This is a genomic window from Conexibacter sp. SYSU D00693, from assembly GCF_017084525.1.
Lineage (GTDB): Bacteria > Actinomycetota > Thermoleophilia > Solirubrobacterales > Solirubrobacteraceae > Baekduia.
The window spans coordinates 30,174-54,591 of the sequence record NZ_CP070950.1; the positions used below are offsets into that span (position 1 = coordinate 30,174).

Genomic DNA, 24,418 nt, shown 5'->3' on the forward strand with positions numbered 1-24,418 from the left:
GCGAGCGAGGCAGGGCGCTAGGCGCCCTGCGTCACCCGGCCCGCCTCGGCCTCGGCCGGCTGGGCCAGCGCCGTGGCGCCGGACGTCTGCTGCGCGATCTGGCGACGGATGTCCTTCATCGGCTCGACCGAGCGGATGCGCGGGATCGTGTCGAAGTTCACCGTCGGCGGGGGCGACTCGGTGAACCACTCGAGCGTGTTGCCCTTCCACGGGTCCGGACCGGAGACCGCGCCGTTCTTCAGCGAGCGCCAGACGTTGATGATCGTCACGCCGATGCCGGCCGCGAGGATGAACGACCCGATCGTCGAGATCAGGTTGTACAGCTCGAGGTTCCCGACGTCGGGGTACTCGAAGACGCGGCGCGGCATGCCGTCCAGGCCGATCGAGTGCTGGATGAGGAACGTGACGTGGAAGCCGATGAGCATCAGCCAGAAGCTGAGCTTGCCCAGGCCCTCGCCCAGCAGGCGGCCCGTCATCTTCGGGAACCAGTAGTAGAGGCCCGCGAAGATGCAGAAGACCGCGCCGCCGACCACCACGTAGTGGAGGTGGGCCACGACGAAGTACGTGTCGTGCAGCTGCCAGTCGATCGGGAAGACGGCGAGGAAGACGCCGGTGATGCCGCCGATGAGGAACGTCCCGATGAAGCCGGCCGAGAACAGCAGGGCCGTCTTGAACTCGATCGTCCCTCGCCACAGCGTGGCGATCCAGTTGAAGATCTTCACGCCCGTCGGCACCGCGATGAGGAACGAGCTCATCATGAAGAACACGAGCACGAGCGTCGGGCTCGGCGTCGTGAACATGTGGTGGGCCCAGACCAGCAGGCCGAGGAAGGCGATGACCACGGTCGCGGCGGCGACGGCCTTGTAGCCGAAGATCGGCTTGCGCGCGAAGACCGGCAGGACCTCGGAGACGATCCCGAAGCCCGGCAGGACCATGATGTACACCTCGGGGTGCCCGAAGAACCAGAACAGGTGCTGCCAGAGCATCGGCGAGCCCCCGTTGGCCGGGTCGTAGAAGTGGGTCCCGAAGTGGCGGTCGGTCAGCAGGAGTGTGACCGCGGCCGCGATGACCGGCAGCGCCAGGATCAGCAGGATCGAGTAGACGAGGATCGTCCACACGAACAGCGGCAGGCGGCCCCAGCCCATGCCGGGCGCGCGCATGTTGGCGATCGTGGCGTAGAAGTTGATGGCGCCGACGAGCGAGCCGATGCCGGTGAGGTGGACGAGGAAGATCCACGCGTCCACGCCGCCGGACGGCAGGTAGTCGTTGTCGCTCAGCGGCGAGTAGCAGGTCCAGCCGCACTCCGGCGGGGCGAAGAAGATGGAGGCGTAGAAGACCAGGCCGCCCATCGCCAGGAACCAGAACGACAGGGCGTTGAGCTTGGGGAACGCCATGTCCCGGGCGCCGATCATGAGCGGCACCAGGTAGTTGCCGAAGCCCGCCATGACCGGGACGACGAACAGGAAGATCATCGTCGTCCCGTGCATCGTGAACAGGGCGTTGTACACCTGCGGCGTCAGCAGCTCGTTGTCCGCCTGGGACAGCTGCAGGCGCATCATCAGCGCCTCGACCCCGCCCAGGATGAAGAAGGCGAAGGTCAGGACCAGGTACATGATCCCGATCTTCTTGTGGTCGGTCGTGAGGACCCACGACAGGAAGCCGCTGGGCTCGCGCTCGACCTTGCGCGTGACGACCTGGGGGACCGGGACGGCGCTCGGGAGGGTGGGGGTGGGCTCGACGGTGGCAGCCATGATCAGTCTCTGCTCAGTTGGGGGTCAGGCCGGGCCTAGCGCTCGTCCTCGTTGGTCCCGCCAGGGGACCCCGGGACGGGGTTGTTGCTCTCGCCGGTCGGGTTCTCGCCCTGCGGGGCGTTGCCGCCGGGCTGGCCGCCGGTGGCCTCCTGCTCGCGGCGCTGGCGCTCGGCCGCCTGGTTGGCGGCCTGGATGTCGGCCTTGCGCTGCGCGAGGTAGCGCTCGAACTCCTGCGGGGTCACGGCGCGCACGCGCGCGACCATGTTCGCGTGGTTGCGGCCGCAGAGCTCGGCGCACTGGCCGCGGAAGGTCTGGCCGGCCTTGCTCGCCGGGATCTTGAACCACGTGTGGTTCGTGTAGCCCGGGACGGCGTCCATCTTGCCGCCGAGCGCCGGGATCCACCACGAGTGCGCGACGTCCTGGGCGCGGATGTCGAGCGTGACGGTCGTCTCGACCGGCACGACCATCTCCTCGTAGGCGAAGACGTTGTTGAGCTGGTTCTGGTCGCCGTCCGGGTACGTGTAGCGCCACACGTACTGCTGGCCGTTGACCTCGATGTCCAGCGACTTCCCGTTGGGCGGCAGCTTCTCCTTCGTGTTGGCCACGAGGGTGCCGTCGGCGAGCTCGAGGCCGTCGGGGCCCGAGTTCGGCGGGTTGCGGATGTCCCCGAGCTTGATGAAGGTCAGCGTCGCGAGGACGACGAGCACGAGGGCCGCGCCGACGGTCCAGCCGATCTCCAGCCGCGTGTTGCCGCGGATCTGCGCGGCGACGGCGCCCTTGCGCGCGCGGAACTTGCGCAGCGAGTAGAAGAGCACGCCCTCCACGCCGACGAACACGACGATCGCGACCGCCAGGACGTACTTGTAGAGCGTGTCGATGTCGTCCGCGTTGGACGAGCCCCCGCTCTCGGGCGTCAGGAAGTCGGCCCCGGCCAGGGGGGCGGCAACCAGCAGGCCGACCAGCGAGGCGAGGAGGGTCAGGGGAAGGAGTCGCGAACGGTGCATGAGGAAGACGGGAGGACCCGGAAGCGCCGGGGATCATAGTCACGGGACCCCCTCGGACGGCCCGCCCCCCAACGTGCCCGTGCCCGCTCGGACCAACCGGTCGCGCGCCCGCTCGGGCCGTTCGGCGCCGAGCGGTCCTCGGACCCTGGGCTAGGCGCCCTTGAACGCGGAGTCGCGCTTCTGCATGAAGGCCGTGACGCCCTCGACGAAGTCGTCGGTCGCGGCCATCTCGCGCTGGACCTGCGCCTCGAGCTCCAGCTGGTCGTGCATCCGCGTGTACAGCCAGGCGTTGAGCTGGCGCTTGGTGCCGGCGAACGAGCGCGTCGGGCCGGCCGCGAGGCGGTCCACGAGGGCCTCGACCTCGGCGTCGAAGTCGTCGTCGGCCACCACCTTGTTGATGAGGCCCCACTCGAGGGCCTTGTCGGCGCTCAGGCGCTCGCCGAGCATCGCGAGCTCGATCGCGCGGGTGAAGCCGATGCGCTCGGGGACGAAGAGCGACGAGCCGCCGTCGGGGACGAGGCCGATGTTCACGAAGGCCAGCAGGAAGTAGGCCGACTGGCGCGCCACGACGAGGTCCGCGGCCAGGGCGAGGGAGAGGCCGATGCCCACCGCGGGCCCGTTCACGGCCGCCACCACCGGCTTGGGCATCTCGCGCAGCCCGGTGATGATCGGGTGGTAGCGCTCGGTGAGGACCTTGTAGACGTCCGGGCGCCCGTTGGGGTCGAGGTCGTTGCCGAAGTCCTTGAGGTCCGCGCCCGAGGAGAACGAGCGCCCCGCACCGGTGACGCAGACCGCCCGCACGCCGTCGTCGGCGGCACACTGCTCGATCGCGGCGAGCAGGTCGAGCCCGAGCTGCTTGTTCCAGGCGTTCATGGACTCGGGGCGGTTGAGCAGGATCGTGGCGGCCGGGCCGCGGCGCAGGACGTCGACCGTCTCGTAGGCGGGCATGGCGGGAGAACCTAGTGGGCCGCCGCCAGCCGCGGGAGGGTGCCCGCGCGTGCGGGCGCGAGGACTACGGTGTGGCCGATGGACACCCCGGTCATCGGCCTCTGCTGCCCGGTGGAACGCGCGTCGTGGGGCCTGTGGGAGGTCGACGCGCACCTGCTGCCGCGGGAGTACGCCGACGCCGTCCAGCGCGCCGGCGGCCTGGCGCTCCTGCTGCCGCCCGACCCGCGGGCCCTCGAGGAGCCCGACGTCTGGCTGGACCTCGTCGACGGGCTGCTCGTCCCGGGCGGGGCCGACGTCGACCCGGCCTCCTACGGCGCGACGCCGCACGCGCAGACGCGGGGGACTTCGCCCGAGCGCGACGCCTTCGAGGAGGCGCTGCTGCGCCGGGCGATCGAGCGCGACCTGCCGGTGCTCGGGATCTGCCGCGGGATGCAGGTGCTCAACGTCGCGCTGGGCGGCACGCTGCTCCAGCACGTGCCCGACGTCGTCGGCCACCCCGACCACCGCCGGACCCCCGGGACGTTCGAGGGCAACGACCACGAGGTCGTCCTGCGCCCGGGCTCGCTGGCCGCGCGGGCGGCGGGGGAGGAGCGCCACCGGGCGCTCAGCCACCACCACCAGGCCGTCGACCGGCTCGGCGAGGGGCTCGTCGTCACCGGCCGTGCCGTGGGCGACGACCTCGTCGAGGCCGTGGAGCTGCCCGGCCGCCGGTTCGTGCTGGGCGTGCAGTGGCACCCCGAGGCCGACGAGGCGAGCCGGCTCGTGGCCGCGCTGGTCGACGAGGCGCGCGGCCGGCGCGCCGCCGCGGGCTAGGGCACCCCGGCGGAGGCGGCGACCGTCTCGCCCCGCGCCGGCGACCGCCGCGTCCTCCACCGCGCGGCCAGCCGGTCGCCGAGGCGCAGCGCGGGCCGCTCGACGTAGCGCCACGACAGCGCGCCGAGGACGATCGAGGCCGGGACGACCGCGAGGCAGCCGACGGCGAGCGTCGTCCAGGCGCCGCCGGCGTCGCGGAGGACGGGCTCGGCCACGTGCAGGACGACGGTGTGGCTGAGGTACATGCCGTAGGACCAGCGGCCCAGCGCGTGGAAGGCGGGGCGGTCGATCGCCTTCCAGGCCGGCGCGCCGCTCCAGTGCCGCACGACGATGGCGCACAGGAGCGCGCTGGCGGTGAGCAGGCCCAGGCCGTGGCGCGCCGCGAGGTCCGCGGGGTCGGACAGGGCGACGAGGACCTGGCCGGCCAAGGCGACGAGCAGCAGGCCCAGCGGCAGCCGAGCGGCCCAGGCGCTGGCGCGGGCGCGGGGCGCCAGCAGCGGCTCGAGCAGCGCGAGCGCGAGGCCCGGCGTGAACGCGAAGAGGAACTTCGGCGGCATGTGGCTGTGGGCGGCGTCCGGCGCGTTCGTGCTCCACGCGAGGGTGCCGGCGCCCAGGGCGACCAGGGCCGCGAGCAGCAGGCCGAGGCGCAGCGCGCGGCTGCGCACGGCGCCGAGGAGCGCGGCGGCCAGCAGCGCCCCGACCGGCAGCAGGACGTAGAAGAGCGCCTCGACGTCGAGCGTCCACGCCTGCGGCATCGCCCGGTCGATGGCCAGCGCCGGGTCCCAGGTGTGGACCATCCCGGCCAGCCAGAGCCACTGGCGGTCCGGGGCGCCCATCGTCCCGACGAGGGTCGCCGTGGCGAGGACCGCCAGCAGGAAGGCCGGGAGGATGCGCAGGACGCGGTGCACGGCGTAGCGCGTGACGTCCGGCCGACCCTGGCCGCCGACCAGCCACGCGGCGAAGGGCCGGGTGAGCAGGTAGGCCGACAGCGCGAAGAAGACGAACGGCATCGACGTGGCGCTGAAGAGCGGCTCGTGGGCCGCGCCGAAGACGTGCTCGCCGAACACGGCCCGCGCACCCGCGACGATGAACGCCGCCGACACCGCGACGTGGAAGACGACGACGAACAGCGCGGCCAGCCCGCGCACGGGGTCGCCGAGCGCCAAGCGCTCGGTCGACCGACCTCCCTGCTGCACCTCTCCCCACCCCCTGAGTCCGGCGTTCCCGGCCCAGCACGGTAGACCGCTCAGGGGATCTGCACCAAAGCTCCTCCGGCAGGAGCGTCGGTGCTCTGAGAACCGGCGCTAGGGCACCCCGGCGGAGGCGGCGACCGTCTCGGCGCGGTCCGCGGCGCCGGCGCGCCGCGTGCGCCAGCGGGCCGCGAGGTGGTCGGCGAGCGCGAGCGCCGGGCGCTCCACGAAGCGCCAGGACGCGGCGGCGACGAGCACGGACAGCGGGATGACGACGGCGCAGCCGACGAGCAGCGTCGGCCACACCCCGCCGACGTCGCGGAAGACCGGCTCGGTGACGTCCAGGACGATCGTGTGCGCGAGGTACACGCCGTAGGACCAGCGGCCCAGCGCGTGCAGCACCGGCTGGTCGAGCGTGCGCCACGCGCGCGTGCCGTGCCACTGGCGAAGGACCACGGCGCTCATCAGCGCGGCCGACGACAGGGTGGCCAGCGCGTCGCGGGTGCCGAAGCTCGCGGCGTCGGTGCGCACGAGCAGCACGAACGCCAGCAGCGAGCCGACCAGCAGCGGCAGCTGGGCGTGGCGGGCCCAGGCCGCGCCGCGCGCCCGGGGCGCCAGCAGCGGCTCGAGGACGGCGAGCGCCATGCCCGGAGTGAAGGCGAAGAGGAACTTCGGCGGCACCTGGCTCTCGGCGACGGTGTTCGCCGCCGAGCTCCACGCGAGCGTGCCGAGGCACAGGGCGGCGATCCCGGCGAGCAGCACGCCGGCGCGCACGAGCTGGCCGCGCGCGGCGCCGAGGAGGCCGGCGGCGAGCAGGGCGCCGATCGGCAGCAGGAGGTAGAAGAGCGCCTCGATGTCCAGGGTCCAGGCCTGCGGCATGGCCTGGCCGATCTCCGACTGGCTGTCCCAGCCGTGGACCAGCAGCGCGAGGTCGAGGAACTCGCGGTCGGGCGCCCCCTTGGAGCCGACCAGGACGGCGGTCGCGAGGACCGCGAGCCAGAAGGCCGGGCCGATGCGCATGAGGCGGTGCAGGCCGTAGCGGACGAGCTGGGGGCGCTGGGCGCCGCCGACGAGCCACCGCGCGAAGGGCCGCATGAGCAGGTAGCCCGACAGCACGAAGAAGACGTGCACCGCCGCCGACAGGGAGAAGAGCGTCGTGTGGGCGGCGCCGAAGACCTCCTCGCCGAAGATGGCCGCCGAGCCGGCGCCGATGAACGCGGCCGAGATCGTGACGTGGAAGACGACGACCGCCAGCGCGGCCAGCCCGCGCAGCGGGTCTCCCAGCGTGAGGCGCTCGGCCCTCGTCGTTGCCTGGTCCATCGCAGCTCCCGTCCCCCGGTTCCCCCAGCGGCGCACGACGGTAGTGCACCGCCTTGCGGAGTGGCAAAGACGAACGTCAGCCGTCGCGGAAGGTCGTCGGCCCGTCCGCTGGGAGGTCGACGCGCACGAGGTCGATGACGGGCAGGTCGAGCGGGGTGGCGTCGAAGGCGTCGAGCAGGCCGAGGGCGGCGAAGCGCTCCAGGACGAGGTCGAGGTAGGCGCGCGCGACGACGGCGGTCCCGGCCGCCCGGCCCTCGGCCAGGCGGGCGCGGCCGTCGGGCGAGCCGACGTAGGTCACGAGCGGCCCGCCCTGCGCGCCGTCCACCCGCGCGGGGTCGAGGTCCACGCGCGTGTAGTTGCGCTCGCGCGCGTCGAGGGCGAAGAGCGTGGGGACGTCGACCTCGACGATCGCGCCCTGGACGTCGTGGGCCGGGTCCTCCTCGACGTCGAGGAAGGCCACGTGGACGGGCGGCGCGGCGCCGGTCGTCGGGTCCAGCCAGCGCTTGTAGCCGGGGATCGCGACGCGGTTGTCCATCGCGACCCCCCACGTGCGGCGCGCCCCGCGCAGCACCGCCGGCCGGCCGTGGTGGCCGGCCAGCGAGCCGTGGGCGAAGACCTCGACCGTCGCGATGGGCGGCAGGCTACGCGGCGCGGTGGGTGGCCAGCCCGGCGCGGGCCCGGTGCACGAGCGCCTTGCTCGCGCCGCGGGTGACGCCGAGGGCGCGGCCGATCTGCGAGTGCGACTGGTCCTCGAGCTCGTGCAGGACGAGCGCGCGGCGCTGGCGCGTGGGGAGGTCGCCCAGGGCACCGACGACCTCGTCGAGCGCCTCCCGGCGCGCGATCATCGACGCCGGGTCGGCGTGGATCGCGCGTAGCACGGGCTCGTGGGGCTCGAGGTCGGTCGTCGGGCGCTTGCCGCCGGCGCGCAGCTGGTCCAGGCAGCGGTTGCGCACGATGGTGTGCAGCCAGGGGCGCAGCGCCATCTCGCGGTCGGCGGACGCGGCGGTGCCGGAGCGCAGCGAGCGCAGGGCGCGCACGAAGGCGTCCTGGACGCACTCCTCCGCGTCGTGGTGGGCGCCGCCGAGGACCATGCGGGCGAAGCCGGTGAGCGGCGCCTCGTAGCGCTGCACGATCTCGGTGAAGGCGCCGTCGTCCCCCGCGCGCACGCGGGCCACGAGCGCCTCGTCGGTGAGGGGGGTGCGGGTGGCGAGCATGGGACCAGTGTCGGGTCTGGCGAGCCCGCGGTGGCCGCACCAGGGGCCACACCTTCGCCACCCAGGTGTGGCCGGCCTACCCCCAGGTGTGGGAGGTCCGCCCGACCGCCCGCTGCCGGAGCGCTCGCTACCGTCAGCCGCGCCGTGTCCGACGAGTCGCCCCTCGCCCTCCACGCCGCCTCACCCGCCGAGGTCCAGGACCGCGTCCGCGCCGAGCGCGAGGGCGCGCCGTTCCTCGCGCTGCGCGACGGCGACGGCCGCCAGCGCCTCGTCCCGCTGCACGGCGAGCGCCTCAGCGTCGGGCGCACCGACTCCAACGACGTCGCCCTGCCCTGGGACACGGAGGTCTCGCGCCTGCACGCCGAGCTCGAGCGCCTCGCGGGCGAGTGGACCGTCGTCGACGACGGCCTCAGCCGCAACGGCACGTTCGTCAACGGCTCGCGCATCACCGGCCGCACCCGCCTGCGCGACGGCGACGTCCTGCGCGTGGGCCAGACCACGCTCGCCTTCCGCCGCCCCGACGCGGAGGACACCCGCGAGGAGACGGTCGTCGCCGGCCAGCGCCTGGTCCTCGGCGACCTGCCGCCGACCCAGCGCTCGGTCCTCGTCTCGCTCGCGCGCCCCTACAAGCACGGGGGCGTGGCGGCGCCGGCCTCCAACGCCGACATCGCGGGGGAGCTCCACCTCAGCGTCGACGCCGTGAAGGCCGCGCTCCGGGCGCTGTACGAGCGGTTCGGGATCGACGACCTCCCGCAGGGGCAGAAGCGGGCGCGGCTGGTGGCCGAGGCGCTGGAGCGCGGGGTCGTGGCGCCGCGGGACCTCTAGCGGGCGGGGTCGCCTCGCGCGGGGCGCGGGGCGAGGTGGAGCTCCGGGCGTCGGTGGCTGTGCGGGGCGGTGGCTGTCTCGCACTGGGGGGAGGGGAACCGCCCGGCGTGGGTGGTGGTTCGCGGGCGGGCGGGTGGTTCGGGGCCGATCGACTGCGAGCCTGAAGTTGAGGTCCTCCCGGGACCCGAACTCCAGGGTCGTCGTGCGCGGGGCCGTCAGCTGCGAACCGGTCCGCACTTCGCGCCCTGCCGACCGCGAGTGGGGACTTGCGCTCGCATAGCGCACGCAACCCCCCACTCACCCCGAACCCGTACAACCGCCCACGGAGGACGCCACCGCGGGCGGTTCCCCTCCTCAGTGCGAGACAGCGGTCGCCGAGCCGCCGCAACCGCCCGAGCGGAACGCCACCACCGGCGAAACCACACCACCATCACCACCGACGGGCGCCTCACGACCCGCCCACCACCTGCTGCACCGTCCCGTCCGCCAGGTTCGTCACGACGGCCCCGCGCCGCCCCGCCGCCACCGCGAACGGGTTCGTGCCGACCTGGACGCCCCGGGCGGCGACCCGGCCCGTCCGGGCGTCGATCCGCGTCACGGTGCCCTCGAGGTAGTTCGCCACCCAGACCGACCCCGCCGCGCCGGCGACGCCGACGGGACCCTGGCCGACCGGGATGGCCGCGCCGCCGGAGAGCGTGTCGGTCGACAGGCGCGTGACGGTGTTCTCGCCGTAGGCGGCGACGTAGACCGACGACCCGACGACGGCCACGCCGCGGGGGCGGAAGCCGACGGCGGTCGAGCGGCGTTGGCCGGAGCTCGCGTCGATGCGGGTGACGCGCGAGCGCTTGCGGTTGGAGACGAAGAGCGCGCCGTCGCCCGCGTCGAGGGTGTTGACGCCCTCCTCGCCCATGATGATGTCCCGGGTCACCTCGCCGGACGCGGGGTCGACCTTCACGACGCTGTCGGTCGGGGTGCCGCCCTGCTCGCGCCGGCCGACCCAGACGCTGCGCCCGAGGACCGCGACGGCGACGGGCTGGCCCGGCGGCAGCGCGACGGTGCCGAGCACGCGACCGGAGCGGGGGTCGAGGCGCACGAGGCGGTCGGGGCCGTCCTGGGTGATCCACAGGGAGCCCAGGCCGGCGGCGATCGCGGAGGCGGGACGGTCGTCGGGCAGCGCGATCGAGCGGACCGCGCCGCGGCCCTCGAGGGGGACGCCGCGCAGCCGCCCGCGGCGGCCGGTGGCCCACGCGCGGCCGCCGGCCAGCGCGACGCCGGCGGGGCGGTCGTCGACGTCGACGGGCCTGAGCGCGCGCACCGCGCTTGAGGCGGTCGTGGACGTCGTGGCGGTCGCGCTGGTGCCGGACCCGCTGCGACCGCCGTCGGAGTCGTCGCCGCCCAGCAGCGCCACCGTCACGAGCACCGTCGCCGCCCCGGCGAGCAGCGCGATGACCGGTCCGAGCCAGGAGCCCATGGCGCGCCGCGCGACGGCGATGCGCGTCGCGGGGGTGTCGGAGTGCGGCTCGCCGCCGGCCGGCGTCGGCGGGGTGCGGGCGACCGCGGTCTCGTCGTCCGCGGCGCCGGCGGGTGCGGCGGCACCGCGCGCGACCTGGCGCTCCGGGCCCGGCGCCGGGCCTTCGCCGACCGCGGCCAGCGCCGCGCGGCCGAGGTCGCCCGCCGACGGGTAGCGGTCGGCCGGGTCCTTGGCCAGCGCGCGGTCCAGCACGTCCTGCAGCGCCGGCGGTGCGCCGGGGGCCACGTCGTCGAGCGGCGGCGGCGCGTCGTGCAGGTGGGCCCAGAGGGTCGCCTCGTCGGTCTCTCGCCGGAAGGGCGCCGCGGCGCTCAGCGCGTAGTAGAGGACGCAGCCCAGCGCGTAGACGTCGGCGCGGGCGTCGACCGGGACGTCCGCGCGGATCTGCTCGGGCGCCACGTAGCCGAGCGTCCCGACCCAGCGCCCCGAGCCGGTCACCGACGCCTCGCTGAGCCGCTTCGTCAGCCCGAAGTCCGTGAGGTAGGCGTGGTCGTCGGCGGCCAGCAGGACGTTGGCCGGCTTGACGTCGCGATGGACGAGCCCGCGCGCGTGCGCGGCGTCCAGCGCACCGGCGACCTGCGCGACGACGCGCGCGGCCCGCTCGGGGTCCAGCGGGCCGAGCGCCTGCACGACGCTGCGCAGGTCCTGGCCCTCGACGTAGCGCATCGCCAGGAACAGGCGGCCGTCGTGCTCGCCCGCCGAGAACACCGGGACGACGTTCGGGTGGTCGATCGCGGCCGCCGCGCGCGACTCGCGCACGAAGCGCTCGCGGAAGGCGTCGTCGAGCGCGAGCGTCGGCGCGATGAGCTTGAGCGCGACCGTGCGGTCGAGGTCGAGCTGGAGGGCGCGGTAGACGACGCCCATGCCGCCGCGGCCCGCCACGCCGAGGATCCGGTGCCCGGCGAAGACGTCACCGGGCTGCAGCTCTCCCGCTCGGCCGCTCACGAGGGCGCGACGGTAGCGGCCCCGGCCGCTGGATGGCCCGCCGACGCGGGGTCTAGTGTTCTGCCACCGGACATGCGCGACGACCCTCGCCTCACGCGCACGCCGGAGCTCCAGGGGCCCGCTGCGCATGAGGCGCACGACGATGACGACGAGGAGATGCCGCGCGTCCAGCTGACGCGCCGCAACGTGCTGCTCGGGGTCCTCTTCGTCGTCTCGATCGTCGCCTTCCTCTACTTCGTCCTGCCGCAGATCAGCGGCCTCGAGGACACGTGGCACCGCATCGAGGACGGCGACCCGCTGTGGCTCGCCGTCGCCGGCGTGTTCACCGTCCTGAGCTTCGGCGGCTACGTCGTGCTGTTCCAGGCCGTCTACGTGCGCGCGGGCGTGCGTCTGACGGTGTCCGAGAGCTACCAGATCACCATGGCCGGCCTGGCGGCGACGCGCCTGTTCGCCGCCGGTGGCGCCGGCGGCATCGCGCTCACGGCGTGGGCGCTGCGCCGCGCCGGCATGGACCGCCGCGAGGTCGCCGACCGCACCATCGCCTTCCTCGTCCTGCAGTACGGCGTGTACATGGCGACGCTCGTCGTCGGCGGCCTCGGCCTGTACCTCGGCGTCCTCGAGGGCTCGGACGACTTCGCCATCACGATGGTGCCGGCGATCATCGGCGCGGTCGCGCTGGCCATCGGCATGCTCGCCGCCCTGGCCCCGACGAACCTCGAGGAGCGCCTCGAGGGCTATGCGCGCCGTCACGGGCGCCTCGGCCGCCTCGCCCAGCGCCTGGCCACGGCGCCGGCGTCGATGTCGGCCGGCATCCGCCTCGCGGCGCAGCAGGTGCGCGACCGCGACCCCGCGGTCTTCGGCGCGATCGCGTACTGGGGCTTCAACATCGCGATCCTCTGGGCGTCGTTCAAGGCGTTCGGCGAGGCGCCGCCGTGGGCCGTGATCGTCATGGGCTACTTCGTCGGGATGATCGCCAACCTCCTGCCCCTGCCCGGCGGCGTGGGCGGGGTGGACGGCGGGATGATCGGCGCGCTGGTCGCCTTCGACGTCGCCACCGGCAGCGCGCTGGTCGCCGTCCTGACCTACCGCGCCTTCGCGTTCTGGCTGCCGACGATCCCCGGCGCGGTGGCGTACTTCCAGCTGCGGCGGACCGTCGAGCGCTGGCGCGAGGAGCGCCGCGCGGCCCGCCGGGCCGGGGCGGCGTCGCCGGCCGGAGCACTACACTGAATGAAGTGACAGGCCCAGGCTCCGACTGGGCACCAAGCTGAGGGAGACCATGTCCGACCGCATCGAGAACGTCGTCATCGTGGGCAGTGGGCCGGCCGGCTACACGGCCGCGCTCTACACCTCGCGCGCGAACCTCGAGCCGCTGGTGGTCGAGGGCTTCATGTGGGGCGGCCTGCTCCAGACGACCACCGACGTCGAGAACTACCCCGGCTTCCCCGAGGGGATCATGGGCCCGGAGCTCATGCAGAAGCTCCGCGACCAGGCCGAGCGCTTCGGCACCCGGTTCCTCACCGACGAGGCGACCGAGCTGCGCCTGGCCGACGAGCCCGGCGGCATCCACGAGGTCGTCGTGGGCGGCGAGACGATCAAGGCCCGCACCGTGGTCCTCTCCATGGGCGCCGAGCACAAGAAGCTCGGTGTGCCCGGCGAGGAGGAGCTGGCCAACCAGGGCGTCTCCTACTGCGCCACCTGCGACGCGGCGTTCTTCCGCGACCGGGTGATCCTCGTGGTCGGCGGCGGCGACTCGGCGTTCGAGGAGGCGATCTTCCTCTCGAAGTTCGGGTCGAAGGTCGTGCTCGTGCACCGCCGCGACGAGTTCCGCGCCTCGAAGATCATGGTGGATCGCGCCCGGGCCGCCGAGAACCTCGAGCTCAAGACGCCGTTCGTCGTCGAGGAGCTCCACCACGGCGAGGGCCCCTACGAGCGTGTCGCGACCCTGCGCAACACGGTCACCGGCGAGACCGAGGAGCTGGCGTTCGGCGGCGCGTTCATCGCGATCGGCCACGAGCCGCAGTCCGCGGTCGTCCGCGGGCAGATCGACGTCGACGACGAGGGCTACGTCAAGGTCCAGGGCCGCTCGACGCGGACGAACAAGCCGGGCGTCTTCGCCGCCGGGGACCTCGTCGACCACACCTACCGCCAGGCGATCACGGCCGCCGGCTCCGGGTGCCAGGCGGCACTCGACGCCGAGTGGTACCTGCGCGACACGCCCGAGGTCCCGACGCCCGAGTCGATCCCGCACGGCGACCTCGCCGAGGCCCAGTGGGCGGCGACGCGCAGCTAGACGACGACCGGCCGCGGCCCGACGACGGGCCGCGTCCGGGAGGCTTCCTCCCGCCGGTGGCCGAGCCGCCGGCGGGTTCGCCGCGCCCCGAGGCGCCCCTGTGGGGGCCGCCGACCGGCGCCGGCTCGCCGCCCGCCGAGCCGGCGTGGGGGACGGCGCCGTCCTCGCCGCCGCCCGGCCCGCGGCCGCTCGCGGGCGCCAAGCTCGCGAGCTGGCCCTCGCGCGTGGGCGCGGCGATCATCGACGCGCTGGTCCTCATGCCGCTGCTGCTCGGCGCGTACGCGGCGCTGGGCATCGAGCTCGACGAGGAGGAGGCCAGCGCCGTCGCCTCGAGCGGCGACGCGCTGCTGCTGGGCCTGTGGTCGGCGGTGCTCTTCGCCGTCTACCAGTGCGTGCTGCTCCTGCGCTGGGGCGGCCAGACGCTGGGCAAGCGCGTGGTGGCCATCCGGGTCGTCCGGGCCGACGGCGAGCGGCTCGACCTCCAGACCGTCGTCACCCGCCAGGTCGTCATGCAGGCCATCCCGGGCTCGCTGTTCTTCGTGTACTCGATCGTCGACGGCCTCTGGCCCCTGGCCGACCGCGAGAACCGGGCGATCCACGACGCGGTCGCGAAGACCCGCGTCCTCGCCGACCCGGCGCGCTAGACCTTGAGCGTCGTCGGCCGGCCCGCCGCCAGCGCGACGAGCTCGTGCAGGGCGGCGCGCAGGCCCTGGCTGACGACGTCGACGTCGGGCAGCGCGTCGCGGTCGCCCAGGACGCCGAAGGCCACCTCGCCGTCGTAGGACATCGCCGCGACGGCCAGCGCACGGTCGCCGCCGAGGTAGGGCAGCGGGTAGAACGTGCGCAGCCGCTGGCCGAGGAAGAACAGGGGGACCTGCGGGCCGGGGACGTTCGTGACCAGGACGTTGTAGAGCCGCGCCGAGAGGTTGAGCCGCGAGGCCTGCGCGAGGATCGTCGGCGGCGCGAAGTCCTCCATCCCGACGATGGCCTCGGCGCTGAGGGCGCGCTGGCGGTCCTTGACGTGCGCCATCGCCGCGTTGACCGCGCGCAGGCGCTCGAGCGGGTCGGCGAGGTGGACCGGCATCGGCGCGAGGACGGGCGTGATGCGGTGGCCCTCGCCGTGGTCGCCCTGGCGGGTCGAGACCGGCACGCACGCGCGCAGCTCGGCCTGGCCGACCGGCTGGCCGCGATGGTGGTAGAGCGCGCGGATGCCGCCGGCCACGCACGCGAGGACGACGTCGTTGACCGTCCCGCCGAAGACGTCCTTGACGCGGCGCAGGTCGTCGAGGCGGGCGGTGGCGAAGGCGACCCGGCGATGCGGGCCGATCGGCGCGTTGAGCGGCGAGTCGGGCGCGGGGCGCAGGCCGGCGCGCACGGCGTCGGCCACGCCGGTGAGCGCCTCCTTGGCGCCGTCGACCACCTCGTTGGGGCGCGTCGCCGCGCTCAGCGCCTTGAACGGCAGGTCGGTGAGCTGGCGGGCGGCGCTGCCGAGCTGCGCGGCCGCGAGCTGGGCGGCCGTCGGCTCGGGTCGTGGCAGCCACGTGGGCGGCTCGTCGGGGTCGCCGACCTCGTCGGTGGCGTCGAAGAGGATGCTGAGCAGGTCGATCGAGCCGACGCCGTCGACCAGCGCGTGGTGGGTCTTGGCGATGATCGCCCAGCGGTCGTCGGCGAGGCCCTCGACCACGAGCAGCTCCCAGAGCGGCTTCGTGCGGTCGATGCGCTGCGAGATGATCCGGGAGACCAGCGCGGTCAGCCGTCGCGCGTCGCCGGGCGCCGGCAGGGCCGCGCGCCGCAGGTGGTACTCGAGGTTGAACGACGGGTCGTCGACCCACCGCGGACGGCCGAAGCGCCCGGGCGGGCGGACCAGCTTCTGCCGGTAGCGCGGGACGAGGTGCAGCCGGCAGCGGACGTGCTCGAGGACGTCCTCCCAGCGCGGCACCGGGCCCTCGAGCAGCGCGACCGAGCCGACGTGCGTGTGCGTGCGGCCCGCGTCCTCGCGCAGCACGAACGCCGCGTCCACGGCGGTCAGCGGGTCGAGGTGGGGCTGCGCCATCGCGGCGCGAGCCTAGCGCGCACATGGGGTGCTCCGCGCGCCAGCGCGGAGGGGCTCAGCCCGTGCGCGCGGGCGGGCGGGGCAGCGCCCCGATCGCCGCCTCGGCCGTGCGCACGAGCGACGCGTCGGACGCCCCGGCGTGGCCGAGCGCCTCGAGCCCGCGGGCCACGGCGAGCAGCAGTCCGCCGAGGGCCTCGGGGTCCGCGGCGGGGTCGACGTCGCCCTCGTCCTGCGCCCGCGCCACCGCGCGTGCGAAGCAGCCGTCGAGCGTGCGGAAGGCCTCCTCGACGCGCCGGCCGACATCCGGATCGACGTCCGCGAGCTCGGCCGTCGAGCTGGCGAGCAGGCAGCTCGGGCCGGAGGTCGAGCCTCGCGCGACCGCCAGCAGGTGCCGGTGCAGGGCGTCGAGCGCAGGCCGCCGCTCGAGGGCGTCGCCGACCCTCGCCACGTTGCGCCGCGCGTAGTCGTCCAGGACGCGGAGGTACAGGGCGTGCTTGTCGCCGAAGGCCGCGTAGAGGCTGCCCTTGCCCAGGCCGGTGGCGGCCATGAGCTCCTGCAGCGACGTGCCGGCGTAGCCGTGGGTCCGGAACGCCTGCTGTGCCGCGTCGAGGACGGCCTGCTCGTCGAACTCGCGGGGACGGGCCATGGCGTCATCGTACCGACGTTGTGTACCGGGCGGTCAAGAACGGCGCTATTGTGGACCGCATGGTCAAGAACAACGACTTCCCCGACGCGCGCGTCCTCGTCACCGGCGGCTCGCGCGGCATCGGCGCGGCGATCGCCGAGCGCCTGGCCGGCGCCGGCGCGCAGGTCCTCGCCACCGCCCGCAGCGCGCCCGCCAGCACCCCGGAGGGGGTGACCTTCGTCGAGGGCGACGTCTCGACGGCCGACGGCATCGAGGCGATCGCCGGGGCCGCGCTCGACCGGCTCGGCGGCGTCGACGTCCTGGTCAACAACGCCGGGGCGACGGGCACTGCCGCGGGCGGGTCGTGGACGATCCCGCCGGCCGACTGGCAGAGCGTCCTCGACGTGAACCTCCTGGCGGCCGTGCGCCTCAACGCCGCGCTGCTGCCGCAGATGCTCGAGCGCGGCTCCGGCTCGATCATCCACATCTCCTCGAGCGCGGCCTACCTGACCCCGGGCCCGACGCTGCACTACGCCGCGGCGAAGGCGGCGCTCACGGCGTACTCCAAGGGCCTCGCGACCGAGCTGGCGACCCGGGGCATCCGGGTGAACACGGTCACCCCGGGTGGCGTGACGACCCCGGGCGCGGACGCCGTCCGGGAGGGCATCGCCGGCAGTCTGGGCATCACCGCGGCCCAGCTGACCGCTCACGTGCCGCTCGGCATGGGCGCGCCGATCGACATCGCCGAGGCGGTGGCGTTCCTGGCGTCGGACCGGGCGCGATGGATCACCGGCACGGACCTGGTGGTGGACGGCGGGGAGAAGCCCACGCCGTAGCGCGCCGAGGCCGGGGCTGCCAGGATCGGCCCATGCCGGCCGTCTCCGAGGCCGTCCTGGTCACCGGGTGCTCCTCCGGGATCGGGCGGGCGACCGCCGAGCGCCTCGCGGCGCGCGGCCACACCGTCTACGCGACCGCGCGGCGGGTCGAGGCGCTGTCCGACCTCGCCGCGCGCGGGTGCCGGACGCTCGCGCTCGACGTCTGCGACGAGGCGTCGATGCGGGCGGCCGTCGACGAGGTGGTCGCGCGCGAGGGTGCCGTCGGCGTGCTCGTCAACAACGCGGGCTACTCGCAGTCCGGGGCGCTCGAGTCGCTGGCGATGGAGGACGTGCGCCGCCAGTTCGAGACGAACGTCTTCGGCCTGCTGCGCCTCAGCCAGCTCTGCCTGCCGGGCATGCGCGACCAGGGCTGGGGGCGCGTGGTGAACGTCTCGTCGATGGGCGGGCGGCTCGTCTTCCCGGGCGGCGGGGCCTACCACGCGACGAAGTACGCGGTCGAGGCGCTCAGCGACGCGCTGCGCTTCGAGGTCGCGGGCTTCGGGGTCGCGGTGACCGTCGTCGAGCCCGGCCTCATCCGCACGGCGTTCGGCGACGCGGCGACGGGCGCGATCCCGGAGGCCGCCGGGCCGTACGCGTCGTTCAACCGGGCGGTGAGCGACGCGACCGCCGGCGCCTACCGCGGGCCGATGGCGCGGCTGGCCGCGCCGCCCGAGGCGGTGGCCAAGGCGATCGAGTCGGCGATCGGCAAGCCGCGTCCGCGGATCGTCGTCGGCGCTTCGGCGCACGTGATGCTCACGCAGCGCAAGCTCGTGGGCGATCGCGTCTGGGACCGGATGATGCGGCTGCAGTTCCCGCGCCCCGGCGCCTGATGCGGGGGTCCTTCGCGCGGTGCCTGGCCTCGGTGCTGGGCGTCGAGGTCCACACCGTCCCGCTGCCCGAGGCGGGCGAGCACCCGGTCGCGCCGCTGCGCACGTGGCTGGCCGAGCGCGCGCTGGGGCCGGTGCCGATCCGCGAGCCGCGGGAGTTCAGCTGGGGCGGTCCGTGGATCGCGGTCCACGAGGGCGGCGCCTGCACCGTCCAGTTCGGCTCGCCGGCCGGCCCGGTCTACGACCCCGACGGCGCGGGCACGGCGCCGGTCGTCGAGGGCTGGGCGATCTCGCCGCTCGACGTCGCGCTGTGGCGCCACGGAGGCGCGGGCGACCCGGGGCGCGGCGAGGTCGTCGAGCTGCTCGTGGCGCCGGAGGCCGAGGCGCCCATGACCGCGGTCGCGGAGGTCGTCGCCGAGGCGGGCCGCGGGCTGGAGGGCGACCGCTACTGGGCGGCGCGCGGGACGTTCACCGACGGTCGGCCCGGGGGCGCGCTGACGCTCGTGGACGCCGCCGTGCTCGACGACGTCGGGCTGCGCGGCGCGGCGGCACGCCGCAACGTCGTCACCCGCGGCGTCGAGCTCAACGCGCTGGTCGGCCGCGAGTTCCTGCTCGGCGAGGTCCGCTGCCGCGGCCGGCGCCTGTGTGAGCCCTGCGCCCACCTGGACCGCCTCTCGGGCCCCGGCCTCCTGCGCCCGCTCGTGCACCGCGGCGGCCTGCGCGCCGACGTCGTCAGCACCGGCACCATCCGCCTCGGCGACGAGGTCCGAGCGACCGGCGTCTGACGCCTGCGTGTGACGCCTGCCGTGGGGGTCAGCAGCGGGCGGCGTGCGCGACGAGGCGCGCGAGGAGGTGCTGCGCGGGGCCGGCATCGTCGAGGCCGCCCAGGGCGACCGCGGCCTGGAGGCCCAGCGCGGTGGTGAGGACGTCGCCGATCGCGGCGTCCGGGCGGCCGAGGAGGCCTTCGTCGGCGGCCATGCGCGCGGCGGCGGCGCGGACGTCGGCGGCGTGGAGGTCGTGGCCGGCGAGGCGGGCGAGCTCGGCGACGAGCGCCGCCGCGCGCGTCCAGCCCTTGTGCTGCAGGCCGGCGTCGCCGTTGAGGACACCGCCGGTGATCCGCTGCACCGCGTTGAGCGCGAGCGCGCCGCCGACGAGCGACGCGCGCGCGGTCTCGACGCCGGTCGCCGCCCGGCCGGTGCCGTAGACGTGGTCGAGCAGGTGGTCGACGTCGAGCGTGTCGACCTCCTCGCAGGCGCGCTCCACGGCGGCGACGGCGTCCAGGCCCTCCTCGAGCGGCACGCGCCGGGCGGTCGTGCGCACGAGCGTGCCCGCGACGAAGAGCTCGGTCAGGCGCGACTGGCGCGTGGGCCGCGCCTCGCTGCGCGCCAGCAGCCGCCGCACGCCCGTGCCGTTGGCGTCCACCGCCTCCTGCGGCACGGAGGAGACGAGGCCCGCCGCGACGCCGACGAACATCGCCACGTGGTCGCTGGCGTCCTCCGTGGCGATGCCGCGCAGCGCGGCAGCCAGGGCGTGCGCGGCGGCGTCGACCGCGTCGGGGGCGTCCATCGCGCCCGCCAGCAGCGCGGGGCGCGCGGCACCGCCGTGCAGCAGCGCGGCCGCGCGGTCGGCGGTGACGCGGATCGCGCTGGCGACGCCGCGGTCGACGGAGGGCAGCTCGAGCCGTTCGACGTCCGCGAGCGCCGCGAGCGCCGCGGTGCTCACCGGCCCGCCGCGCGCAGCGCGGCCCGGCCGTCGTCGGTCAGCGTCAGCAGGGTCGGCGGCGCGTCGCCGCACACGCCGTCGGGGCAGCCCAGGTCGGCCGTGCTGTGCACCCAGCCGCGCCGCGTCGCGTCCTCGAGTGCCCACGTCAGCGCCTCGCGGTCAGGGCCGTGCAGGCGCGCGTCGAGCGCGCTCAGCGTGGCCGGCCCGGAGCGCAGCGCGCGGGCGACGGCGAGGGGGTCGATCTCGGTGGCGTGGGCCACGCTCCGAGCGTAGCGACCCGGCACCGGTGCTCAGGCGGGCAGGACGCCTTCGACGGTGAGCAGCGTGACCTTGCGCTGCACGCCGCCGGTGTAGCCGCCCAGCGCACCGCCGCTGCGCAGCACGCGGTGGCACGGGACGACGATCGGCATCGGGTTGCGCCCGAGCGCGGTCCCCGCCGCGCGCACCGCCTTGGGTGACCCCGCGCCCGCGGCGACCGACGCGTACGAGCCGGTCTCGCCGAACGGGATCCGCGCCGTCGCCTGCAGCACCTTGCGCCCGAAGCCCTGCACGAGCGACCAGTCCAGCGCGACGTCGAACGCGCGTCGCTCGCCGGCGAAGAACTCGTCGAGCTCGCGTCGGACCTCGTCCAGGCGGGCGGGCGCGCGCAGCACGCGCGGGGACACCCGCCGCGCGAGGTCGTCGACCACCTCGTCCTCGCCGCCGTTGAAGTCCTCGTAGGCGACGCGCACGAGCCCCCGCCGCGTCGCCGCCAGGACCACCCGCCCGACCGGCGTGTCGTGCAGCGCGTAGGCGACGTCCGGCTCGGCGGCGGCGGCGAAGCGCTCGGCCGCGGCGGCCGCGGCCTCGGGGTCGAACGGGGGAGGGGCCAGCGGCTCGGTCATCGCAGCGCGGCCTCCTCGGCGCGCAGCTTGCGCAGGCCCTCGTGGACGTTGCGCCGCGCCGCCTCCTCGCTGATGCCGAGCGCCGCGGCGACCTCGGCGTGGGCGAGGTCGCCGGCGAAGCGCAGCAGGACCGCCGCACGCTGCTTGGGCGGCAGCGCGCGGACCTGCGCCCACGTCGGCTCCTCGAGCACGCGATGGCCGTCGACGACGCCGACCTCGGGGACGTCCTGGACGGGGACGGGCCGCCGCGCGCGGGCACGGTGGTGGTCCAGCGCCTTGCGGTGGGCGATCGTCAGCGCCCACGCGCGCTCGTTGGCGATGGGCTCGCGGGGGTAGGCACGCATCGCGGCCATGAACGTCTCCTGGAAGAGGTCGTCGGCGTCCTGCCGCCCCACGGCCGCCACGAGGTAGCGCCAGACGCCGTCGCGCTGCTCGTCGAGGAACCGCTGGAACGGCTTCACGCCACCCATGACGATGGGACGGGCGCGGACGTGAGGTCAGCGCTCGTGGAAGACGGCCTCGAGGTTGTGGCCGTCGGGGTCCAGGACGAAGGCGCCGTAGTAGCCCGCGTGGTACTGCGGGCGCAGGCCCGGCGCGCCGTTGTCCGTGCCGCCGGCCGCCAGCGCGGCGGCGTGGAAGGCGTCCACCTCCAGGCGGCTGGCGGCGGCCAGCGCGACGTGGACGGGCTGCGGGTCGGCGTGCGGGACGAGGCAGAGGTCCTGCGCCCCCTCGGGCCCGAACAGCACCCACTCCTCGTGCACGAGCTCGGTGAAGCCCAGCGGCGCGACGGCGGCCCGGTAGAAGGCGCGCGAGCGCTCCATGTCCGAGACGTGGAGGTTGAGGTGGTCCAGGCAGACGTTGCGCGTGATGGGCATCAGTGCGGGTGGTCGTGGTGGTCGTGGTCGTGGCCGTCGTCGAGTTCGCCGTGGAAGCCCTCGCCGCAGGCGACGAGCCGGCGCAGCAGCGGCGCGGGGCGGTAGGCGTCGCCGAGCTCCTCGCGCAGCGCCTCGAGGACCAGCAGCACGTGGGCGGGTGCGACCGCGTCGGCCCACTCGAGCGCGCCGCGTGGGTGGTTGAGGCCGAGCTGGAGGCCGTCGTCGACGTCCTGCGCCGAGCCGACGCCCTCGCCGACGGCGAACGCGCACTCGTTGACGAGCTGGCAGACGATGCGGCCCAGGACGAGGCCGGGCGCGTCGCCGACCCACGCGGTGTGGAGGCCCAGGCCGTGGAAGAACGCCTCGGCCCGCGCCGCGGCGACGTCGGTCGTCGTCGAGGAGCGGGTGAGCTCGGCGAGCTGCGCGCCGGGCAGCCAGTGGAAGCCGGCGGAGCTGCCGCTGGGGTCGAGCGCGTGCAGCGAGCCCTCGGCGCACAGCAGCACCTGCGGCCCGCCCTGCAGCGGGACCTCCGCGCCCCCGCAGTCGACGATGAGCCACGGCACCTCGCCGTCGGCGCCCTCCTCGTCGACGACGTCGAAGCCCGCCTCCGCGGCGAGACCGGCGAGCTCGAAGGCGACGGGCAGGTGGCCGGCGACGACGACGAGCCCCGCGCCGTCCGGCGCGCCCGGCTCGGGCGCGGGCGGGTCCTCGGGCCGGTGCGGGCGGCCCTCCGCGTAGCGGTACCAGCCCTCGCCGGTCTTGCGGCCGAGCCGGCCTGCCGCCACCCGCTGCGCGCTGAGCGGCGAGGGCCGCCAGCGCGGCTCGCCGAACGACAGCTCGGCGAAGGACCGCGAGACCTCGAGGCCGACGTCGATGCCGACGAGGTCCTGCAGCTCGAAGGGCCCCATGCGGAAGCCCGCGGCGCGGACGATGCGGTCGATCGTCGCAACGTCCGCGATGCGCTCCTGCAGCAGCCGCAGGGCCTCCAGGCCGAAGGGACGGTTGCAGCGGTTGACCAGGAAGCCCGGCACGTCGGCGGCCTCGATGACGTGGCGGCCCATCCGCTCGCCCAGCGCCCGCGCGGTGTCGAGCGACGCGGGCGAGGACTGCAGCGCGGGGATGAGCTCGACGAGCCGCATGAGCGGCGCGGGGTTGAAGAAGTGCAGCCCGACGACCTTCGACGGGTCGGCGGCGGCGCGCGCGATCGCCGTGATCGGGATCGAGGAGGTGTTCGAGGCGAGGACCGCGTCTGGCGCGATGCCCGACAGCTCGGCCACGAGCTCGTGCTTGAGGTCGAGGCGCTCGGGCGCCGCCTCCACGACCACCTCGCAGCCCGCGAGGTCGTCCAGCGACGGCGCGACCCGCAGCACGCCCGGCTCGCGCTCGAGCCGGCCCTTGGCCCGCAGCTTCTCCAGGCCGGCCTGCGCCCGGTCGACCCCGCGCGCCGCCGCGCCCTCGACGGGGTCGAACACGAGCGCGCCGTCGCCCGCCATGGCGCCGAGCTGGGCGATGCCGGAGCCCATCGTCCCGGCGCCGACGACGCCGATCACGAGGGCACGAGCGCGTTGATGCCGGTGAGCGAGCGGCCGATGATCAGCCGCTGGATCTGCGAGGTGCCCTCGTAGAGCGTGGTGACCCGCACGTCGCGGAAGTGGCGCTCGACGGGGTGGTCGTCGACGTAGCCCGCGCCGCCGTGGACCTGGATGGCCTCGTTGGCACACCACTGCGCCGCCTCGGTGGCGAAGAGCTTGGCGATCGACGTCTCCGTCGTGTTGGGCTGGCCGGTGTCCTTCAGCCATCCCGCCCGCCAGACGAGCAGCCGCGCCGCGTCGGTCTTCACGCGCATCTCGGCGAGCATCGCCTGCACGAGCTGGAAGGAGGCGATGGGCCGGTCGAACTGCCGGCGCTCGGTGGCGTAGCGCGTCGACTCGTCCAGGCAGTCCTGGCAGATCCCGACGCAGCCCGCGGCGACCGAGAAGCGGCCGGAGTCCAGGGCGCCCATCGCCACCTTGAAGCCGTCGCCGACCTCGCCGAGCAGCGCGGCGTCGGGGGCGAAGACGTCGTCGAGCGCGATCGAGGCGGTGTCCGACGCGTGCAGGCCCATCTTCCCGTGGATCTCCTGCGGCTGGAAGCCGTCCTGGTCGGTGTCGACGAGGAACGCCGCCAGGCCGCGGTGGCCCTTCTCGGGGTCGGTCTGGGCGAAGACGAGCGCGAGCTTCGCGTGGTTGCCCAGCGAGATCCACATCTTCGAGCCGGTGATGCGCCAGCCGCCGTCGACCTTCGCCGCGCGCGTGCGCTGGTTGGCGGCGTCCGAGCCGGTGTCGGGCTCGGTGAGGCAGAAGCAGCCCAGCGCCTCGCCCGAGCACAGCCGCGGCAGCCACGCCTGCTTCTGCTCCTCGGTGCCCCACCTGAGGATCGCCGAGCAGACGAGCGACGTCTGCACGCTGATGACCGTGCGCATCGCGCTGTCGACCCCGCCGACGGCCTCGACGACCAGGCCGTAGGTCCGGTAGTCCAGGCCGGCGCCCCCGTACTCGCGCGGGACGATCGCCCCCAGGTAGCCCTGCTCGGCGATCTTGCCGACCAGCTCGACGTCGAAGCGCGCGTTGCGGGCGCTCTCGCGGGCCCGCGGGGCGACGACCTCGTGGGCGAACTGCTTGGCGGTGGCGCGGACGAGCTCCTGCTCGTCGGTGAGGCTGAAGTCCATGGCGCCGCGCAGCCTACGCCGG

Annotated in this window: 25 protein-coding genes; 8 read left to right on the forward strand and 17 right to left on the reverse strand. The window is 75.0% G+C overall.

All coding sequences use genetic code 11. From position 1 onward, the window contains the following. Positions 1–17 precede the first annotated feature (17 nt). The 3 genes from ctaD to JUB12_RS00155 all read right to left on the reverse strand — a co-directional run bounded on the left by ctaD (position 18) and on the right by JUB12_RS00155 (position 3,703). Positions 18–1,751, reverse strand: a complete 1,734-nt coding sequence (gene ctaD / locus JUB12_RS00145) for a cytochrome c oxidase subunit I (RefSeq protein ID WP_205697588.1) — start codon at positions 1,749–1,751, stop codon at positions 18–20. A 35-nt stretch (positions 1,752–1,786) separates the two neighbouring features. Next, positions 1,787–2,755 (reverse strand): cytochrome c oxidase subunit II, encoded by a 969-nt coding sequence (gene coxB / locus JUB12_RS00150; protein WP_205697589.1) that lies wholly within the window; start codon positions 2,753–2,755, stop codon positions 1,787–1,789. Between the two features lie 150 nt (positions 2,756–2,905). Next, positions 2,906–3,703: an enoyl-CoA hydratase/isomerase family protein gene (locus JUB12_RS00155; protein ID WP_205697590.1), complete on the reverse strand. Its 798-nt coding sequence runs from the start codon at positions 3,701–3,703 to the stop codon at positions 2,906–2,908. 78 nt (positions 3,704–3,781) lie between these two features. Between JUB12_RS00155 and JUB12_RS00160 the strand changes: the two genes are divergently transcribed. Next, a complete protein-coding gene (locus tag JUB12_RS00160) occupies positions 3,782–4,516 on the forward strand; it encodes a gamma-glutamyl-gamma-aminobutyrate hydrolase family protein (RefSeq protein ID WP_205697592.1) in 735 nt (244 codons plus the stop codon). Here JUB12_RS00160 and JUB12_RS00165 read toward each other — a convergent pair. From JUB12_RS00165 to JUB12_RS00180, 4 genes are all read right to left on the reverse strand, one after another. After that, positions 4,513–5,712 carry an acyltransferase gene (locus tag JUB12_RS00165; RefSeq protein ID WP_205697593.1) on the reverse strand — a complete coding sequence of 400 codons (1,200 nt, stop codon included), beginning with the start codon at positions 5,710–5,712 and terminating at the stop codon, positions 4,513–4,515. The two genes, JUB12_RS00160 and JUB12_RS00165, sit on opposite strands and share 4 nt — an antisense overlap. 108 nt (positions 5,713–5,820) lie before the next feature. Then, entirely contained in the window at positions 5,821–7,026 is a 1,206-nt protein-coding gene (locus JUB12_RS00170) for an acyltransferase (RefSeq protein ID WP_205697595.1), read from the reverse strand. 76 nt (positions 7,027–7,102) lie between these two features. Beyond that, a complete protein-coding gene (locus tag JUB12_RS00175) occupies positions 7,103–7,561 on the reverse strand; it encodes a hypothetical protein (protein ID WP_205697597.1) in 459 nt (152 codons plus the stop codon). Between the two features lie 106 nt (positions 7,562–7,667). Continuing rightward, positions 7,668–8,240: an RNA polymerase sigma factor gene (locus JUB12_RS00180; protein ID WP_205697598.1), complete on the reverse strand. Its 573-nt coding sequence runs from the start codon at positions 8,238–8,240 to the stop codon at positions 7,668–7,670. Between the two features lie 240 nt (positions 8,241–8,480). On the opposite strand from JUB12_RS00180, the gene JUB12_RS00185 reads away from it, so the two are divergent. Further along, on the forward strand, positions 8,481–9,065 hold the full coding sequence (locus JUB12_RS00185; protein ID WP_371822311.1) for an FHA domain-containing protein: 585 nt from the start codon (positions 8,481–8,483) through the stop codon (positions 9,063–9,065). Between the two features lie 448 nt (positions 9,066–9,513). On the opposite strand, the gene JUB12_RS00190 is transcribed toward JUB12_RS00185, so the two are convergent. After that, positions 9,514–11,538: a serine/threonine-protein kinase gene (locus tag JUB12_RS00190; RefSeq protein ID WP_205697602.1), complete on the reverse strand. Its 2,025-nt coding sequence runs from the start codon at positions 11,536–11,538 to the stop codon at positions 9,514–9,516. Positions 11,539–11,694: 156 nt separating this feature from the next. Between JUB12_RS00190 and JUB12_RS00195 the strand changes: the two genes are divergently transcribed. From JUB12_RS00195 to JUB12_RS00205, 3 genes are read left to right on the forward strand one after another with little or no spacing between them, the layout of a single operon-like run. Continuing rightward, entirely contained in the window at positions 11,695–12,765 is a 1,071-nt protein-coding gene (locus tag JUB12_RS00195; RefSeq protein ID WP_205697604.1) for a lysylphosphatidylglycerol synthase transmembrane domain-containing protein, read from the forward strand. A gap of 49 nt (positions 12,766–12,814) precedes the next feature. After that, positions 12,815–13,828, forward strand: a complete 1,014-nt coding sequence (gene trxB, locus JUB12_RS00200) for a thioredoxin-disulfide reductase (protein WP_205697606.1) — start codon at positions 12,815–12,817, stop codon at positions 13,826–13,828. Between the two features lie 56 nt (positions 13,829–13,884). Continuing rightward, positions 13,885–14,472 (forward strand): RDD family protein, encoded by a 588-nt coding sequence (locus JUB12_RS00205; protein WP_205697607.1) that lies wholly within the window; start codon positions 13,885–13,887, stop codon positions 14,470–14,472. On the opposite strand, the gene JUB12_RS00210 is transcribed toward JUB12_RS00205, so the two are convergent. Both JUB12_RS00210 and JUB12_RS00215 read right to left on the reverse strand, forming a co-directional pair. Further along, positions 14,469–15,881 carry a wax ester/triacylglycerol synthase family O-acyltransferase gene (locus JUB12_RS00210; RefSeq protein WP_205697608.1) on the reverse strand — a complete coding sequence of 471 codons (1,413 nt, stop codon included), beginning with the start codon at positions 15,879–15,881 and terminating at the stop codon, positions 14,469–14,471. The two genes, JUB12_RS00205 and JUB12_RS00210, sit on opposite strands and share 4 nt — an antisense overlap. Positions 15,882–15,936: 55 nt before the next feature. Beyond that, on the reverse strand, positions 15,937–16,527 hold the full coding sequence (locus JUB12_RS00215) for a TetR/AcrR family transcriptional regulator (protein ID WP_205697609.1): 591 nt from the start codon (positions 16,525–16,527) through the stop codon (positions 15,937–15,939). 59 nt (positions 16,528–16,586) lie between these two features. On the opposite strand from JUB12_RS00215, the gene JUB12_RS00220 reads away from it, so the two are divergent. The 3 genes from JUB12_RS00220 to JUB12_RS00230 are packed head-to-tail and all read left to right on the forward strand — an operon-like array spanning position 16,587 to position 18,993. Continuing rightward, positions 16,587–17,342, forward strand: a complete 756-nt coding sequence (locus JUB12_RS00220) for an oxidoreductase (RefSeq protein ID WP_205699662.1) — start codon at positions 16,587–16,589, stop codon at positions 17,340–17,342. Between the two features lie 32 nt (positions 17,343–17,374). Next, entirely contained in the window at positions 17,375–18,211 is an 837-nt protein-coding gene (locus JUB12_RS00225; RefSeq protein WP_205697610.1) for an SDR family NAD(P)-dependent oxidoreductase, read from the forward strand. Next, a complete protein-coding gene (locus JUB12_RS00230; RefSeq protein ID WP_205697611.1) occupies positions 18,211–18,993 on the forward strand; it encodes an MOSC domain-containing protein in 783 nt (260 codons plus the stop codon). Before JUB12_RS00225 ends, JUB12_RS00230 begins: the two co-directional genes overlap by 1 nt. Before the next feature lie 28 nt (positions 18,994–19,021). Here the strand turns inward: JUB12_RS00230 and JUB12_RS00235 are convergent, their stop codons facing one another. Genes JUB12_RS00235 through JUB12_RS00265 form a run of 7 tightly spaced genes read right to left on the reverse strand, consistent with a single transcriptional unit; the run spans position 19,022 to position 24,396 of the window. Further along, positions 19,022–19,930, reverse strand: coding sequence for a hypothetical protein (locus JUB12_RS00235; RefSeq protein WP_205697612.1), 909 nt, complete (start codon positions 19,928–19,930; stop codon positions 19,022–19,024). Further along, positions 19,927–20,190 carry a hypothetical protein gene (locus JUB12_RS00240; RefSeq protein WP_205697613.1) on the reverse strand — a complete coding sequence of 88 codons (264 nt, stop codon included), beginning with the start codon at positions 20,188–20,190 and terminating at the stop codon, positions 19,927–19,929. Before JUB12_RS00240 ends, JUB12_RS00235 begins: the two co-directional genes overlap by 4 nt. Before the next feature lie 30 nt (positions 20,191–20,220). Beyond that, the gene (locus JUB12_RS00245; RefSeq protein ID WP_205697615.1) at positions 20,221–20,814 is read right to left on the reverse strand and encodes a methylated-DNA--[protein]-cysteine S-methyltransferase; all 594 of its coding nucleotides are present in this window, start codon (positions 20,812–20,814) and stop codon (positions 20,221–20,223) included. Continuing rightward, positions 20,811–21,275 carry an RNA polymerase sigma factor gene (locus JUB12_RS00250; RefSeq protein WP_205697616.1) on the reverse strand — a complete coding sequence of 155 codons (465 nt, stop codon included), beginning with the start codon at positions 21,273–21,275 and terminating at the stop codon, positions 20,811–20,813. Before JUB12_RS00250 ends, JUB12_RS00245 begins: the two co-directional genes overlap by 4 nt. Before the next feature lie 36 nt (positions 21,276–21,311). After that, complete coding sequence (locus JUB12_RS00255; RefSeq protein ID WP_205697618.1) at positions 21,312–21,689, reverse strand: VOC family protein; 378 nt, start codon at positions 21,687–21,689, stop codon at positions 21,312–21,314. Further along, entirely contained in the window at positions 21,689–23,239 is a 1,551-nt protein-coding gene (locus tag JUB12_RS00260; protein WP_205697619.1) for a 3-hydroxyacyl-CoA dehydrogenase NAD-binding domain-containing protein, read from the reverse strand. The genes JUB12_RS00255 and JUB12_RS00260 overlap by 1 nt, the downstream gene beginning before the upstream one ends. Further along, on the reverse strand, positions 23,236–24,396 hold the full coding sequence (locus JUB12_RS00265; protein ID WP_205697621.1) for an acyl-CoA dehydrogenase family protein: 1,161 nt from the start codon (positions 24,394–24,396) through the stop codon (positions 23,236–23,238). The genes JUB12_RS00260 and JUB12_RS00265 overlap by 4 nt, the downstream gene beginning before the upstream one ends. Positions 24,397–24,418 lie beyond the last annotated feature (22 nt).

Bases quoted from the DNA above. Each gene is read 5' to 3' on its own strand.
- ctaD (WP_205697588.1), bottom strand. From the start codon at position 1,751: ATGGCTGCCACCGTCGAGCCCACCCCCACCCTCCCGAGCGCCGTCCCG.
- coxB (WP_205697589.1), bottom strand. From the start codon at position 2,755: ATGCACCGTTCGCGACTCCTTCCCCTGACCCTCCTCGCCTCGCTGGTC.
- JUB12_RS00155 (WP_205697590.1), bottom strand. From the start codon at position 3,703: ATGCCCGCCTACGAGACGGTCGACGTCCTGCGCCGCGGCCCGGCCGCC.
- JUB12_RS00160 (WP_205697592.1), top strand. From the start codon at position 3,782: ATGGACACCCCGGTCATCGGCCTCTGCTGCCCGGTGGAACGCGCGTCG.
- JUB12_RS00170 (WP_205697595.1), bottom strand. From the start codon at position 7,026: ATGGACCAGGCAACGACGAGGGCCGAGCGCCTCACGCTGGGAGACCCG.
- JUB12_RS00175 (WP_205697597.1), bottom strand. From the start codon at position 7,561: ATGGACAACCGCGTCGCGATCCCCGGCTACAAGCGCTGGCTGGACCCG.
- JUB12_RS00180 (WP_205697598.1), bottom strand. From the start codon at position 8,240: ATGCTCGCCACCCGCACCCCCCTCACCGACGAGGCGCTCGTGGCCCGC.
- JUB12_RS00195 (WP_205697604.1), top strand. From the start codon at position 11,695: ATGCCGCGCGTCCAGCTGACGCGCCGCAACGTGCTGCTCGGGGTCCTC.
- trxB (WP_205697606.1), top strand. From the start codon at position 12,815: ATGTCCGACCGCATCGAGAACGTCGTCATCGTGGGCAGTGGGCCGGCC.
- JUB12_RS00210 (WP_205697608.1), bottom strand. From the start codon at position 15,881: ATGGCGCAGCCCCACCTCGACCCGCTGACCGCCGTGGACGCGGCGTTC.
- JUB12_RS00215 (WP_205697609.1), bottom strand. From the start codon at position 16,527: ATGGCCCGTCCCCGCGAGTTCGACGAGCAGGCCGTCCTCGACGCGGCA.
- JUB12_RS00220 (WP_205699662.1), top strand. From the start codon at position 16,587: ATGGTCAAGAACAACGACTTCCCCGACGCGCGCGTCCTCGTCACCGGC.
- JUB12_RS00225 (WP_205697610.1), top strand. From the start codon at position 17,375: ATGCCGGCCGTCTCCGAGGCCGTCCTGGTCACCGGGTGCTCCTCCGGG.
- JUB12_RS00230 (WP_205697611.1), top strand. From the start codon at position 18,211: ATGCGGGGGTCCTTCGCGCGGTGCCTGGCCTCGGTGCTGGGCGTCGAG.
- JUB12_RS00245 (WP_205697615.1), bottom strand. From the start codon at position 20,814: ATGACCGAGCCGCTGGCCCCTCCCCCGTTCGACCCCGAGGCCGCGGCC.
- JUB12_RS00255 (WP_205697618.1), bottom strand. From the start codon at position 21,689: ATGCCCATCACGCGCAACGTCTGCCTGGACCACCTCAACCTCCACGTC.
- JUB12_RS00265 (WP_205697621.1), bottom strand. From the start codon at position 24,396: ATGGACTTCAGCCTCACCGACGAGCAGGAGCTCGTCCGCGCCACCGCC.